The 14,435-nt window shown below is 55.3% G+C and carries 11 protein-coding genes and 1 other annotated feature; all 11 genes read right to left on the reverse strand.

What is annotated here, in order from left to right; translation table 11 throughout:
* Window positions 1-14: 14 nt before the first annotated feature.
* Window positions 15-2,435 (reverse strand): cellulose biosynthesis cyclic di-GMP-binding regulatory protein BcsB, encoded by a 2,421-nt coding sequence (gene bcsB / locus ACN28R_RS12955; RefSeq protein WP_095834619.1) that lies wholly within the window; start codon window positions 2,433-2,435, stop codon window positions 15-17.
* Window positions 2,432-4,543: a UDP-forming cellulose synthase catalytic subunit gene (gene bcsA, locus ACN28R_RS12960; protein ID WP_053085498.1), complete on the reverse strand. Its 2,112-nt coding sequence runs from the start codon at window positions 4,541-4,543 to the stop codon at window positions 2,432-2,434. The genes bcsB and bcsA overlap by 4 nt, the downstream gene beginning before the upstream one ends.
* Before the next feature lie 24 nt (window positions 4,544-4,567).
* Window positions 4,568-5,371, reverse strand: a complete 804-nt coding sequence (bcsQ, locus tag ACN28R_RS12965; RefSeq protein ID WP_048635782.1) for a cellulose biosynthesis protein BcsQ — start codon at window positions 5,369-5,371, stop codon at window positions 4,568-4,570.
* On the reverse strand, window positions 5,362-5,874 hold the full coding sequence (locus ACN28R_RS12970) for a cellulose biosynthesis protein BcsO (RefSeq protein ID WP_183096756.1): 513 nt from the start codon (window positions 5,872-5,874) through the stop codon (window positions 5,362-5,364). The genes bcsQ and ACN28R_RS12970 overlap by 10 nt, the downstream gene beginning before the upstream one ends.
* 397 nt (window positions 5,875-6,271) lie before the next feature.
* A complete protein-coding gene (gene hemH / locus ACN28R_RS12975) occupies window positions 6,272-7,234 on the reverse strand; it encodes a ferrochelatase (RefSeq protein WP_048635784.1) in 963 nt (320 codons plus the stop codon).
* Window positions 7,235-7,519: 285 nt separating this feature from the next.
* Complete coding sequence (adk, locus tag ACN28R_RS12980; RefSeq protein WP_048635785.1) at window positions 7,520-8,164, reverse strand: adenylate kinase; 645 nt, start codon at window positions 8,162-8,164, stop codon at window positions 7,520-7,522.
* A 330-nt stretch (window positions 8,165-8,494) separates the two neighbouring features.
* Window positions 8,495-10,378 (reverse strand): molecular chaperone HtpG, encoded by a 1,884-nt coding sequence (htpG, locus tag ACN28R_RS12985; RefSeq protein ID WP_183096757.1) that lies wholly within the window; start codon window positions 10,376-10,378, stop codon window positions 8,495-8,497.
* A gap of 175 nt (window positions 10,379-10,553) precedes the next feature.
* Window positions 10,554-11,159 carry a recombination mediator RecR gene (gene recR / locus ACN28R_RS12990; RefSeq protein ID WP_048635787.1) on the reverse strand — a complete coding sequence of 202 codons (606 nt, stop codon included), beginning with the start codon at window positions 11,157-11,159 and terminating at the stop codon, window positions 10,554-10,556.
* Window positions 11,159-11,488 (reverse strand): YbaB/EbfC family nucleoid-associated protein, encoded by a 330-nt coding sequence (locus tag ACN28R_RS12995; protein WP_048635788.1) that lies wholly within the window; start codon window positions 11,486-11,488, stop codon window positions 11,159-11,161. The genes recR and ACN28R_RS12995 overlap by 1 nt, the downstream gene beginning before the upstream one ends.
* 40 nt (window positions 11,489-11,528) lie before the next feature.
* Entirely contained in the window at window positions 11,529-13,583 is a 2,055-nt protein-coding gene (dnaX, locus tag ACN28R_RS13000; protein ID WP_095834622.1) for a DNA polymerase III subunit gamma/tau, read from the reverse strand.
* Window positions 12,138-12,202: a sequence feature (DnaX frameshifting element), on the reverse strand. Its footprint overlaps the gene before it by 65 nt.
* A gap of 74 nt (window positions 13,584-13,657) precedes the next feature.
* A complete protein-coding gene (gene apt, locus ACN28R_RS13005) occupies window positions 13,658-14,209 on the reverse strand; it encodes an adenine phosphoribosyltransferase (protein ID WP_095835800.1) in 552 nt (183 codons plus the stop codon).
* Window positions 14,210-14,435: the final 226 nt, after the last annotated feature.

The following is a 14,435-nucleotide window of genomic DNA, read 5'->3' on the forward strand; positions in this document are numbered from 1 at the left end:
TGCGCTTAGGCTGATTAAACAGGCCCGTCGGGCGTATTGCTTCGATTCGTCCGGGCTAAGCGCTGTTGCGCATGGCGGCTCAGCAGCCGGTACAGCGGAATGCCGATCAACACGGAGATCAGTACGGCGAGGAACGACAGCACCGCCACATGCTGATTGGCGTACCAGATAACCATCAGATACCAGGGCATTTGCCCGTCAGGATACTGCGGGCTAACGTTGAAACTCCTTACGCTGCCATCGGGCGTGATCACCGCCATATCGCCGCGGATGCCGGCGTTAATCTTCGTCGAACTCAGATCGCCATCGATCTGCTCAATCTGTCCATCGTTGCTGCCGGTGGCGACCACCACCAGGCGATTCGCCGCCCAGGGCGACGGAAAGCTGAGAAAACCGCGCCAGGCGCCGATCGAGGAGAGATAACGGTCAGCGGCCAGATATTGCTGCGACCACTGGCCGGATAAATAACGCCTGAGTTTGTCCCAGATAGACGGCGTTTTCAGGGAGAGTCGCGCGTTATCAATATCATAGGGGGAATTGTGCAACAGCTGGCGCATCAGCGCCGTCTGGGTGAGAGAGGCGACAATCAGCACATCGCTGTCGGCCAGCGCGGCGACATTGGACAGCCCCAGTCTTATCTTCACATGGCCGATCGCCACGCCGGTCGCCTTGCCCGCGCGCGCGGCGAGATTGAGCAGCGTACCGATTTCCGCCGCGTCGGGCTTCTCGGCCAGCACGATCCAGGTGTGGGAAAAGTCGGCCATTTTGCTGAACGGGAAAGCCGCCCCGACGTAGTAAGACAGATTGGGCAGCATGGAAAAGTGGTGGGAGCCGCTCAGATCTATCGAAGAGTTGCCGTCTATGGTGCTTTTAATGTTGTCGCTGAGCAGCATTTCGCATGGCGTGCCGGGTCTTGGCTTGATGTTATGGTACAGATCCATCTGGTTGTCGCCATAAATCAGGTATGGCGCCAGCTCCAGCCGATAACTTTCCTGACGGGTATCACCGCCCAGCCGACGCCAGGCCGACTCCAACAAACCGATTTTATTAACCGGCAGATTGCGTAAAAAGGTGCCGTTCAGCGAAACGTTCAGTAGCGAGGCGTCTTCGTCGATCCAGCTTCCGGTCGGGAAGCGGTAATTGATGCGCACCGGAATATTTTGCCCATCCCACATAAACAGATCGGGCGCGGCGCGGAAATTGATGTGGATACTGTCATGGTATACCCCCTCGGCGATCAGGTCATCAGGTTGGCTGACCAGTTCGCGAAAGGTAACCGGCCGCTCGGTATTGATCCAGCGCGGCGCGTCGTAGGGCTGGCGCAGCGGGATGGGCTGACTCGGCACCAGCAGGCGATCCTGCCCGGCGGGGAGCGGCGCGCTGGCCAGCCGGTAAGCCGCCTGCCGCAGCTCGTCCTCGTTGCGTCCGGTGACCAGCAGGAGCTTATAAAGCGGATTGATCGGGTTATCGATTATCTGGATCGCCGGGCCATCGTTGTCCGGGATGCTCAGACCGGCGATATTTTCCCCCGGCATGGCGAAGATGATGGCGTTATTTTCCGGCAACGTATTCTGATAAACCGGGAACTCAATATCGCGATAGTTGGCGTGCAGGCCGAGAATCGACGCCACGATCGTGGCGGCGGTAATGCTCTGCGAGGAAGGGGTGCTGCCGAACACCATCGGAATAGCGCTTTTGCCCATCACCATCGGGTCAAAGAAGGGGCGCGGGAAATAACCCAGATCTTTATCGATATTCAGCAGTTGGTTAGCCATCTCGATGCGGGTTTCCGGCAGGATGCTGACCTGGTGGCGATTATCGTCGCTGGTTTCACATAGCAAACTGTTCTGATTATGAATGCTGAAGCTGAGATTGTTATTGCTGACCACCAGCGCCGCCGGAATATCCAGTTCATAGGTATTCGGCGCGGACGAAGATTCGGCCAGCGGGATGTCGCCCAGCGGCTGGCCGTTGAGCATCAGGGACAGCTGATTGCCCTCCTCCGCCAGCGTGGAGGTGGTTCTGAACACCAGATAGAGTTTCGCCTGGGTCACCACCTGGCCGTGAGGCAAAGTGAAACGAATCCCGGACTGCATCTGCCCGCCGCTCAGGGTGAGTCCATCTCGCTGTCCCATATCGGCAACGCTAATCGTATAGCTATCTATCTGGCTTAGCCGCTGCACGCCTGCGCCGTCGTTGCCCGGCGATGCCGCCGGGGCCGGCAGGGTCAGCGGCGCGGCCGGATCGGCATTCTGCGGCTGAGCCGGCGTTTGCGGGCTGGTCGGGGAGCTATTAAACGGCGGCAACGGTGGAAAATCAGGCGGCAGAGTGGGCGCTGCCGCCGACGTCAACACCGGCAACAGCGCAGTGGCGAGCAGCGCGCGGCGCAGCAGTCGCCGGTGAAGTACGGTGAACGGCAGCCGATACCCCGTCATACCGCATCACCCTGTACGTCGTTTTTCTCCGCCTGACCAGCCACCGTCCTGGGGTGTTTGTTGCCGCGGATAGCGTACCAAAACAGCTCCAGCACGCAGCGAATGATCCCCAACAGCGCGTTAAGCGGTTTATCCTGCGGATAAGGAGGATTAATCCAGGCATCGGCACGGGTCAGCACCACGCGTACCAGTTCCCGCCGTTTCGACAGCGGCATATCCTCAAACTCCAGCCGCAGGATTTCATCAGTGGCGTCGATAACCTGCACAGGAATACAGACGGCGCCGGACTGCAGCAGCAGTTCAACCTCTTCGATGACGTCGTTCTTATAGCGTTCGTCTGGCGTAACCAACTGCACGCCGCCCATGGAAAGGTTCAGCGTGCGCGTGCGCAGCGAGATGCCGCTGGCGAAATGAATAATGGCCGGGATTTCGACATCGATGCGGATAGTCTGCCGCACCTGACGGGTTTCGCGCGCAACGGCGATAGCGGCCAGCAGGATCAGGATATTGAAGCTAGCCCAGAATACGTTGAGAAAAATAACCTGCGGATTCATACCAATATAGTGATCCATCAGGGTACGCGTACTCCCCCAGATAATCCCCAGAATCAACAAGACGGTGACAATAATGTGCGGTCGCACGATATTGAAGTCGAAGTAGCCCTCTTCCAGCAGCCGGCCTTTATCGGTAACGTTGAATTTGCCGCGTTTGGGGGAAAATAGCGTGACCAGCGTCGGGATAATGATATGGAACATGATCACCGTGTCGTAGATTTCACCCCAGAACGAGTAGCGGTGGCGCCCGTTGATGCGCGAGTTGGCATAGATCGACAGCACCAGATGCGGCAGAACATAGGCGAAAATCATCGACGCGGATGAGGCGATAATATTCTGGTTAAACAGCAGGTAGGCCAGCGGGGCGGTGACGAACACCAGGCGCGGCAAACCGTACTGGAAATAGAGCATGGAGTTGAGGTAACAGATACGCTGCTGCCACTTCAGCCCGCGGCCCAGCAACGGATTATCTATCCGGAAGATCTGCGTCATGCCGCGCGCCCAGCGGGTGCGCTGAATGATATGCAGCGCCAGGCGCTCCGTCGCCAGCCCGGCGGCGAGCGGAATGGCCAGGAACGCGGCGTGCCAGCCGCGCCGCTGCAGCTTGAGCGAGGTATGGGCGTCTTCGGTAACCGTTTCGACCGCGAACCCGCCGATCTCCTCCAGCGCACTGCGGCGAATGACCGCGCACGAGCCGCTGAATGAGGTGGCGTCCCAATTATCGTTGCCCTGCTGAATCGGACCGTAGAACAGGTCGTTTTCGCCGGGGATGTGGCGGGCGACGGACAGATTGCGCTCAAACGGATCCAGAGAGTAGAAGTAGTGCGGCGTCTGAATCAGCGCCAGCTTCGGATCGGTCAGAAAGCCGCCCACCGTGGCCTGTAGAAACGCGCGCGTGGCAACGTGGTCGCAGTCGAAAATGCAGATCAGCTCGCCCTGAGTCAGCGTCATGGCGTGATTCAGGTTCCCCGCCTTGGCGTGTTTATTATCGTTACGAGTAATGTAGCCAACGCCCGCGTCGGCGGCGAACACGGCGAACTCGCTGCGTTTGCCGTCGTCCAGCAGATAGACCTTGATTTTATCCCTTGGATAATCAATACATTGTGCGGCAAGCACCGTATCGCGCACCACGCTCAGGCTTTCGTTATAGGTGGGAATATAGACGTCGACCGTCGGCCACTGGCTGGTGTCCGCCGGCAGCGGCTGGATGCCGCGCTGCAGGGGCCAGCTGGTTTGCACATAGCTGAAGATCATCATGGTCCAGGCGTACAGTTCGGCAAGAAATAACCCAATGCCCAGCACCGTTTCGATCACCGAATTAAAATGAAGCGTTTCGGTCGCGCGCCAGTAAATATAGCGCGAGGACATTAAAAAACACATCACCATGATAATGATATTGGTTTTTCGGCTGCGCGCGCGACCGAGCAAAAAAACGGTAACGATTGACACCAATCCGAAAAAAAGCTGCTTATCGCTATCCATCGGCGTGATGATGATAACCAGGATAAGCGGCGACAGCAGCAGTATCAGCAATGAAAAAAGGAATTTATTCATTTTTTTGCTTGCCAGATAAAATAATTAGTAAGGGCTATGTTTCGGCGCAGAATAAAATTCCCCACCCCCGACATTAACTTCCAAAATGGCCGCGACCTTTTTGCTAATCAAATCGATATCAAAGGCGGCGGCGGACACCGGGCTAAATTGGTGAATGGATTGTTGCGACGCATTGGCTTCCGGAACGCACTCATCACGGTGAATGGTGCCGAGCAGCTTGTCGCCCAGCCGTTGTTCGAAAAACAGAGTGACGTCGCGATTGAGCGGGCGACGCATGTCGCTCTGATTCACAACGTAATATTCCCGCTTTTTGCTATTGAGGGGCGAGCCGAGGAACCTGTTGTTCTCCATCTGCGGCAGCAACGAGAGCGAGGCGGTATCCGCCAGCATGACGACGATGTGCATATCGGCAAGTTGGCGGGTCGCTCTCAGCGCCGGCGCCGGGCCGGGAGGGAAATCGGCGATCACCACCATATCGGGATAGCTTAGTACGCTGTTTAACCCGCGCTGGATAAAATGTTCGTCGCTGACGATCGCCTGCTCAAAGGCCGTCCTCTGCTCTTGCGTGGTTTCGCCGTAGGGCAGAACAAATAAATTGGAGTGCGCTTTAAGGATAAACTGCCCCCAGTCGGAAGCGGCGGTAGCCTGCGCCACGTATCCGCGCCCATCCGACATCGGCACGCCGAAATGTAAACGCAAGGCGTTCTGTACGTCGAAATCGACAGCCAGCACTTTAAGCCCGCTGCTGGCCAGCGTCCATGCCAGATTGGCTGCGACTGTGGTTTTCCCTACGCCCCCTTTGGGAGAGCACACACACACTAACGGCATAAGGCAATGGTCTCTAACAGTGGTTTCAGCGGCGTATTGCGGCGTTTGTCATTTTCATCGACTGAAGCGTTTTTTTGCCTGAACAGGCTCTGGAAACGCGGCTTGTCATCGGCGCGACCGGGGGCATCGTCGCCGGTTCTCGCCGATGTTGATACCGGCTCGGGCTGCGGCGAAGCAGCCGGAACCGTTGCTCGTTCGATGGAAACGGCGGGCTGGTCGGCTACGGCTGAATCCCGGCTGGCTGGTAGCTGCTGACTGACCGCCTGTAGCAGAGACGCCGAACCAAACTCTTCTTTACTCGCCAGAATCGGGCTCGCCGGCAGCCCGCCGATTCTCTGCAGCGCCGCATGATCATCGGCGCCGCCGTTGGCAACGGCGACCTGCCTTAGAATCGCCCACTCTTGCGATGGCATATGCACATCGTTTTCCGATGTATCTTTATAGTCAATATGTTCCAGATTCAGCTTTTCTTTGAACTGCTTAATATCGTCATATTTATTCATACACCATCCAGATAAGCATACGTAGATTATCATTAATGCCATATATAAGGAGGGGATATGCCGGGCCTTTATATTTACCTAAAGTTTTATTTTCTCAATCCTTACAGAAAGACATAATTTTATATAAATCAAAAGGCCGCCCGTCATCCATCCGCGTCTGAAACCCAACGAGTATAAGCATAGTCAATCGTCCGTTATTTTGATCATCAAAATTGATTTTTACTTAATACCGATCAATGAAATGAAAAGAAGGGAAACAGGATACCAGACTTCCCGGTGATGACATCATCACCGAGCTTCCCCGCATAAAACGCCGCCGGTGACGACCTTCAGGTCGCCCCAGAATAGAGAGAATAAATTTAGGTTTGAGTAAATAGGATAATTCTTTTCTTTCCGCTTATTTCGCTTTCGCGACTAATTGTTCCAGCAAATTAATATGCAACGGATCATCATTTAACGCCGGAATATAGGTATATCGTTCTCCTCCCGCGTGCAGAAAAATCTCTCTATTTTGCTCCTGAATTTCCTCCAGCGTTTCCAAGCAGTCTGCGGCAAAACCAGGGCACATAATCTGAATATGCTTCACGCCCTGCTCCGGCAAGTCTTTCAACGTTTCATCCGTATAGGGCGTCAGCCAGGGTTCACGGCCAAAACGCGACTGGAAAGTCACCAATACTTTCTCTTTCGGTAACCCCAATGCGGCAACCAGCGCTCTTGCCGTCGCCATACAGCGCAGCGGGTAGTCATCCCCTTCGCTGGCATAGCGAACCGGGATGCCGTGAAACGAGAGCACCAGACGGTCCGGCTCGCCATGTTCGGCAAATGACTGTTCAACCTGGGATTGCAACGCCGCGATATAAGCCGGATGCTCAGCATAATCACGGATAAAGCGAATTTCAGGTAACCGGCGGTAATGGCCCAAGGCCTTGGCCAGCCCATCCCAGACGGATGCGGTAGTCGAGCAGGAATACTGCGGATACATCGGCAACACGACTAACGTGGTCACCCCCTGAGCCAGCAGCTTATCCAGGGCTGAAGCCAGACTGGGCGAACCGTAGCTCATTCCCAACTCAACCGGAATGCCCGACAGGCGATCCGCCAGCGCCTGTTGCTGCCGGCGGCTAATCACCAACAACGGTGAACCGCCGTCCATCCAGATAGACTGATAAAGTTTCGCCACTCGCGGCGCACGACGAGGCAGAATCACGCCCCGCAACAGCGGCCACCATAGCAAGCGAGAGGTATCAACCACACGCCGGTCGCTCAGAAACTCAGCCAGATAGCGTTTCACCGCTCGCGGGGTCGGTGCGTCGGGCGTACCTAAATTCACCATCAGCACACCATACTTCTCTTGCGTCATCACAGCGTTCCTTTTATGGACGGGTCGGTTATCCCGAGCCTGTCTGTACAGTTAGGCTATCTATTGTAGCGAAAAACACCGGATAAAAATTGAAAGATAACAACGTTGAAATCGATGTTATTGATAGGGGAAAGCACCGGCTATGACAAACAGAGCGTGAGGGATAATAGACGTTGACTGATTGAGGGGGTATGGATAGCGACTGTCTCTGCGTTACGCGATCGTCATCAGCGAGTGTCGCCGCGCAAGGCGCAGACAACACTCGCGATCACGCACAGCGGGAGATTACCCCAGAATCGATTCCAGTTCGGCACGAACTTCCGCGACTTTGCGCGTCCCTTCTACTTTAAAGTAGCGGGTATTGCCAGCATCGGCTTCCTTCTGATAATAGGATACCAGCGGCGCTGTCTGCTGATGGTATTCCACCAGGCGTTTGCGAACGGTCTCTTCCTGATCGTCCTTACGGGTTACCAGGTCTTCACCGGTCACATCGTCTTTGCCTTCTACCTGCGGCGGATTAAATTTCACATGGTAGACGCGGCCAGACGCCGGATGCACGCGGCGTCCAACGATGCGATCGACGATCAGCTCATCAGGAACCGCAAACTCGATAACATAATCCACACTGATGCCAGCCTCTTTCATCGCATCAGCCTGGGGAATCGTACGCGGAAAGCCATCCAGCAGGAAACCGTTACGGCAATCTTCCTGGGCGATACGTTCTTTTACCAGGGCAATAACCAGTTCATCCGTGACCAGTTTTCCTGCATCCATAATTTCTTTAGCCTTTTTTCCCAATTCGGAGCCGGCTTTTACCGCTGCACGCAGCATGTCGCCCGTAGAAATCTGCGGGATACCGTATTTTTCCATGATGAATTGAGCTTGAGTCCCCTTGCCTGCGCCCGGAGCGCCCAGCAGAATAATACGCATTGCGTAAATCCCCTTGCTTATGTATATAACCCGTCATTTTTCGAGCCGCGGAATCTGTTGGTCGCTTTTCCGCATTCCGAAATCTATTGGGTGGAGTATTTATAAAATAAATTTGAAAGCGCTAAACCATACCATTCCAGGCGGTTATCCTCAAGAAACGGGCTCGTTTCAGCTTGCCGACAATAGATGAAAAAGTGGTTTACGGGCGTGATGCAGCGGCACGAACGTTCAATATAGACGAATAATTGAGCATCGGGGTGATGGGGAGAAGGAAAGCGCAAAGGGAAAATCCGCCCCGGCAACACGCCGGGGCGGCACATCAGATCAGGCTCAGGCGCTCAGCAACTGATTCATGCGACGGATAAACTGGTTGGGATCGTCCAGCGTACCGCGTTCGGCCAGTAAGGCCTGATCCAGCAGCAGCTCAACCCACTCGGCAAACTGCGCATCGTCACTCACGTCAGACGCACGTTTAACCAACGCATGTTCCGGGTTCAGTTCGAAAATATATTTCACCTCCGGCGCCTGTTGCCCGGCCGCGGCAAACAATTTCGCCATCTGGGTGCTCATTTCGTTGGTGTCGGTGGTCACGATCGCCGGCGTATCGGTCAAACGGTGGGTCAAACGAACTTCCTTCACCCGATCGCCCAGCAGGGTTTTGACGCGCTCAACAAAAGGCTCCAGCGCTTTTTCCGCTTCTTTCTGAGCGTCGTTTTCTTCATCAACCAGCTTGTCCAGCGATTCATCCGCTTTGCTGACGGACTGGAATGACTTACCGTCAAACTCGGTCAGGTAGCTCATCATCCATTCGTCAATGCGATCGGACAGCAGCAGCACTTCAATACCTTTCTTGCGGAACAGCTCCAGGTGCGGGCTGCTCTTCGCGGCGGCATAGCTGTCGGCGGTGATATAATAGATTTTCTCCTGCCCTTCCACCATTCGGCTGACATAGTCCTCCAGCGATACGGTCTGTGCGGAGCTGTCATTGTGGGTACTGGCAAAACGCAGCAGCTTGGCGATCGCTTCACGGTTAGCGCCATCCTCGGCCGGGCCTTCTTTCAGCACCAAACCGAACTGCTGCCAGAATGTCTGATATTTTTCCGTGTCGTCTTTCGCCAGTTTTTCCAGCATCTGCAATACGCGTTTGGTCAGCGCGTTACGCAGATTCTGAGTGACGCGGCTGTCTTGCAGAATTTCACGGGAGACGTTCAGCGGAAGATCGTTGGAATCGATCAGGCCGCGGACAAAGCGCAGATAGTTCGGCATAAACTGTTCCGCGTCATCCATGATGAACACACGCTGAACATATAGCTTCAGGCCATGTTTATGGTCGCGGTTCCACATATCCCACGGCGCCTGGGAAGGAATGTACAGCAGGCTGGTGTATTCCTGTTTCCCTTCAACCCGGTTGTGGCTCCAGCACAGAGGATCGGTAAAGTCATGGGCGATGTGCTTGTAGAACTCGGTATATTCTTCATCGCTGATGTCGGATTTACTGCGCGTCCAGAGCGCCTGGGCCTTATTGATTTTCTCCCAGCTTACCGTGGCTTCGCCGCCTTCCTCTTCGCTTTCATGCCGCGTTTCGATCTCTACCGGCAAGGCAATATGATCGGAGTATTTGCTGATGATGGAGCGAACCCGCCAGTCATCAAGGAATTCATCTTCGCCTTCACGCAGGTGCAGAGTGATTTCAGTGCCGCGATCTTCTTTGGTGATATCCGCAATGGTGTAATCGCCTTCACCGGCAGACTCCCAGAATACTCCTTGATCGGGTTCCGCTCCCGCAGCACGGGTACGTACGGTGACTTTATCGGCAACGATAAACGCCGAGTAGAACCCGACGCCGAACTGACCGATCAGTTGGCTGTCTTTTACCTGATCGGAACCCATTGACTCCAGAAAGGCTTTCGTCCCGGACTTGGCGATAGTACCGAGGTTATCGATCACCTCATCGCGGGTCATACCGATACCGTTGTCGGAAATTGTCAGAGTCCGTTTTTCTTTATCGGTGGATACCCGCACGCGCAGTTCGCCATCTCCGGCATACAGTTCGGGAGCGGACAGCGCGCGAAAACGTAATTTATCTGCCGCATCGGAAGCATTGGAGATCAGTTCACGCAGGAAGATTTCTTTATTGGAATACAGTGAATGGATCATCAAATGCAGCAGTTGCTTTACTTCAGACTGGAATCCGCGGGTTTCTTGGCCTTTCATACTCATTGTTGCTTACCTCAATCCTAATATTATTCAGGCTGATTAAACTGACGATGAGCTTGAAGTGGGGATAGACAACAATGATTTCAAGGGGGAAAAAATTCTGACCGGAGAAAAGGCGCAAAGAAATGAATCGATAAACCGCTGTCGGGCGCGAAGCCCGACAGCGGGGTGATTAATATTTGAAAGGCTGACGCCCCGCCAGCGAATGAGACAAGGTGGTGCCGTCAACCATTTCCAGTTCGCCGCCGACAGGCACGCCGTGAGCGATTCGGCTGGCCATGACGCCGTACTGGGCGCACAGCTCGGCAATGTAGTTGGCCGTTGCCTCCCCCTCTACCGTCGGATTGGTAGCCAGAATGACTTCGCTGATAGACTCGCTTTCCAGGCGCTCTTCCAGCCGCCCCAGGCCGATATCATCCGGACCGATGCCATCCAACGGCGACAGATGCCCCATCAGCACAAAATAGCGCCCGGCAAACTGCCCGGTTTGCTCTATGGCATGAATATCCGCGGGGCTTTCCACCACGCAGATTTGGCCGTTTTGCTGACGCCTGGGATTCGCACAAATCGAACACACGTCCTGTTCGGTAAAGGTGCGGCAGTCCGCGCAGTGGCCGATTTCAGACATCGCGCGGGTCAACGCCTGCGCCAGACGCATTCCCCCGCTGCGATCGCGCTGCAATAGATGGAACGCCATGCGCTGGGCCGACTTCGGCCCGACACCGGGTAAACAGCGCAGGGTCTCCATCAGCGATTCAAGAAGCGGACTGGTTTGCATCAGAACGGCATCTTAAAGCCCGGCGGTAACTGCATACCGCTGGAAACCGACGCCATTTTTTCTTTCTGCGTTTCAGCAATACGACGGGCGGCATCGTTGAATGCGGCGGCAATCAGATCTTCCAGCATTTCTTTGTCGTCTTCCAACAGGCTGGGATCGATCTCCACCCGGCGGCAGTTATGCGCGCCATTAATGGTGATTTTGACCAGCCCCGCGCCCGATTCTCCAGTGACTTCCAGATTTGCAATCTCTTCCTGCATCTGCTGCATTTTTTCCTGCATCTGCTGGGCTTGTTTCATCAGATTGCCAATTCCACCTTTACCAAACATAGTTTTCTCTCTATCGCGTCGGGCTGCGCACTCGCAGCGGTTAAACAGGGCGGATACTTTCTTCGTCCAGTTCCGCATCAAAGAAACGCCGCAGCGTTTGAATAGTATTATCGGTCATAATCGACTGGCGTGCCTGCGCCAGCTTTTCTTCATAAATAGCCTGACGCCACTCCAGCGGGGTCAGCACCGCCGGATTGTCGTCTTCGGTCACCAGCAGTTCGACAGGATGACCATAGTGGGCCGCTAACGCATCAGCCAGCGTTTTCTGCGCCGCCGGCGAATTGAGGTGGCGCTGGGAAGAACGCAGGTGCAAATGTATTTTGCCGGGCTCCGGACACGCCTTGAATGCATTTAACGCCAGCTGTTGTACCAGTTTTGGTAACGACAGGCGATTAATTTCCGCCGCCCACTCATCGCGCGCCAACGACTCTTCCGCTAAGCGGGCCGCCAGTTCGGGGGTTTTTTCATGTTCCAACGCCGAACGCAGCGCCTTTGGCGTGGCGACATCAGCTTTGACCTCCTCCACCGTATTCTGCGCCCGCCAGCGATAGGCTTCCGGTTTCTTTTTGGCCGCCGCCGAAGCGCCGTCTTGCGCGTTCCTCCGTTGCAAACTGCGCTCAGTCACCGAGGCTAACCGTTCAAGTGCTGAGTTTGCCGGCCGCGCGCTATTCGACGCTGCCGGTTCAGCTTTTTTTGGCGGGGTTGCCCCCTGCTTTCGCAATAGCTGACTACGCGCCTGTAAAAGCTGCGACGTGGTATCAGAAAGCCCCCCCTCTTCCGCCGTCTGCTCTGAAGATTCGGGTTCAATAACTGGAGCGCCGTCTGATGGGGCCGGCTGCTCGTTCGGGTAAGAGGATTCTCCCACGCTTTCTTGCCGTATTGCCGGCGATGACGGCGCGGTGTTTGACGGAGGCATCGCTCTTGACGGCGACGGCGCGGATTGCGGCGCGCTATCAGCCGGGGCCTGAGACAGGCCGGATACGGGCGACACCGGCGCTTCAATAATCTGTTTCGGATGGAAGGCCAGCGCGCGCAGCAGCGTCATTTCGACCCCCATCCGGCGATCCGGCGCGTAAGACAGCTCTTTACGGCCAATCAGCAATGTCTGATAGTAAAGCTGCACATCCGCAGGCGGCAACACCCGAGCCAGATCCCGTAAACGGGCTTCCACTGCCGCATAGTCATTACTCAGCGCCGTGGGCAATAGCTGAACCATCGCAATGCGGTGCAATAACGTCAGGGTTTCCACCAGCAGAGATTCCCAGTCAACGCCACGCGCCGCCGCTTGATCGAGCAAGGACATGACTCGCGCGCCGTCGGCTTTCACCAATGCTTCAATGATCGCCAGCGGTTGTTCGTCATCCAGCGTTCCCAGCATCTGACTGACCGACTCCGTCGTCACCTGCCCTTGCCCCATGGCAATCGCCTGATCAGCGAGGCTTAGCGCATCTCGCAGGCTGCCGTCGGCGGCGCGGGCCAGCAGTTGCAGCGCTCTTGGCTCACTCGCCAGATGTTCCGCCTGCAACACCTTCTCTAAGTGCGCCCGGATCTGCTCGACGTCCAGCGCCTTGAGATGGAATTGCAGGCAGCGTGACAGAATCGTCACCGGCAATTTTTGCGGATCGGTGGTTGCCAGCAGGAATTTTACGTGCGGCGGCGGCTCTTCCAACGTTTTCAGCAGGGCATTGAAACTGTGGCGCGACAGCATATGTACCTCATCGATCAGGTACACCTTAAAACGCCCGCGCGCCGGAGCGTACTGAACGTTATCCAGCAGGTCGCGGGTATCCTCGACCTTGGTACGCGAAGCCGCATCAATTTCGATCAAGTCAACAAAACGGCCCTGCTCAATTTCACGACAGTTATCACACTGTCCGCAAGGCGTTGCCGTCACGCCCTGTTCGCAGTTGAGTCCTTTTGCCAACAAACGGGCAATGGTGGTTTTCCCGACGCCGCGCGTACCGGAAAACAAATAGGCATGATGGATCCTGCCTAGGGAAAGGCCATTGGCTAATGCGGTCAGGACATGCTCCTGACCGACGACATCAGCAAAGGTTTGGGGACGCCACTTACGGGCAAGAACCTGATAGCTCATCAATACCGCAACAGTCGAGTTATTGAGGAGGTCATGCTAACACAGCCGCGCGGGTATCCGCGAGACTGTTATGATCAATGTCCGGGGAAGTCGACCAGGCTATAGCAGGTCACGCCCATGGCTTCCAGACGCTGAGCGCCGCCCAGATCGAACAGATTGATCACAAATGCGGCATCGGTTACCGTTCCGCCTAAACGACGAATCAGTTTTACCGTGGCTTCAACCGTTCCGCCGGTCGCCAGCAGATCGTCAATCACCAGAACGTTATCATCCGCGCCGATCGCATCCGCGTGAATTTCCAGAGAATCCGTGCCATATTCCAGTTCATAGCTTTCACTGATGGTCGGACGCGGCAATTTCCCCGGCTTACGCACCGGCACAAATCCAACGCCCAACGCCAAAGCAACCGGCGCGCCGAACAGAAAACCACGAGCTTCAGTCCCTACGACCTTGTTAATACCGCGATTACGATAACGGTTTGCCAGCATCTCAATGCTGGCGGCATAAGCTGTCGGGTTTTCCAGCAGGCTTGTTACGTCACGGAACAGTATGCCCGGCTTCGGATAGTCGGGAATGCTTTTGATACTGTTTTTAATCAATTCTGACTGCTGCGCAGTTGAGGTCATCATATCTGTGCCTGATAAAACGTTCTGATAATACCAATGCTGGCCGCTACCGCCCTGCTATCCAACATTACCTTGATGAAATGCTGACTTTTGATACAGGAAAGCGGCGGTCCGCGCACGAAAACGCTCAAATCTAGTCAAACTGGGCAATAAATGCAACAGTCCCCGCGATCTCAGCGTGTTTTTTGCCGTGGACTCGCCATATACGCCTAATAGGCCAACGCGA

The sequence above is a fragment of the Brenneria goodwinii genome (assembly GCF_002291445.1).
GTDB classification, from domain to species: domain Bacteria; phylum Pseudomonadota; class Gammaproteobacteria; order Enterobacterales; family Enterobacteriaceae; genus Brenneria; species Brenneria goodwinii.

What these genes read in the sequence shown, in the direction of transcription:
- bcsB (WP_095834619.1), bottom strand. Translation starts at nt 2,435, where the DNA reads ATGACGGGGTATCGGCTGCCGTTCACCGTACTTCACCGGCGACTGCTG.
- bcsA (WP_053085498.1), bottom strand. Translation starts at nt 4,543, where the DNA reads ATGAATAAATTCCTTTTTTCATTGCTGATACTGCTGCTGTCGCCGCTT.
- bcsQ (WP_048635782.1), bottom strand. Translation starts at nt 5,371, where the DNA reads ATGCCGTTAGTGTGTGTGTGCTCTCCCAAAGGGGGCGTAGGGAAAACC.
- ACN28R_RS12970 (WP_183096756.1), bottom strand. Translation starts at nt 5,874, where the DNA reads ATGAATAAATATGACGATATTAAGCAGTTCAAAGAAAAGCTGAATCTG.
- hemH (WP_048635784.1), bottom strand. Translation starts at nt 7,234, where the DNA reads ATGACGCAAGAGAAGTATGGTGTGCTGATGGTGAATTTAGGTACGCCC.
- adk (WP_048635785.1), bottom strand. Translation starts at nt 8,164, where the DNA reads ATGCGTATTATTCTGCTGGGCGCTCCGGGCGCAGGCAAGGGGACTCAA.
- htpG (WP_183096757.1), bottom strand. Translation starts at nt 10,378, where the DNA reads ATGAAAGGCCAAGAAACCCGCGGATTCCAGTCTGAAGTAAAGCAACTG.
- recR (WP_048635787.1), bottom strand. Translation starts at nt 11,159, where the DNA reads ATGCAAACCAGTCCGCTTCTTGAATCGCTGATGGAGACCCTGCGCTGT.
- ACN28R_RS12995 (WP_048635788.1), bottom strand. Translation starts at nt 11,488, where the DNA reads ATGTTTGGTAAAGGTGGAATTGGCAATCTGATGAAACAAGCCCAGCAG.
- dnaX (WP_095834622.1), bottom strand. Translation starts at nt 13,583, where the DNA reads ATGAGCTATCAGGTTCTTGCCCGTAAGTGGCGTCCCCAAACCTTTGCT.
- apt (WP_095835800.1), bottom strand. Translation starts at nt 14,209, where the DNA reads ATGACCTCAACTGCGCAGCAGTCAGAATTGATTAAAAACAGTATCAAA.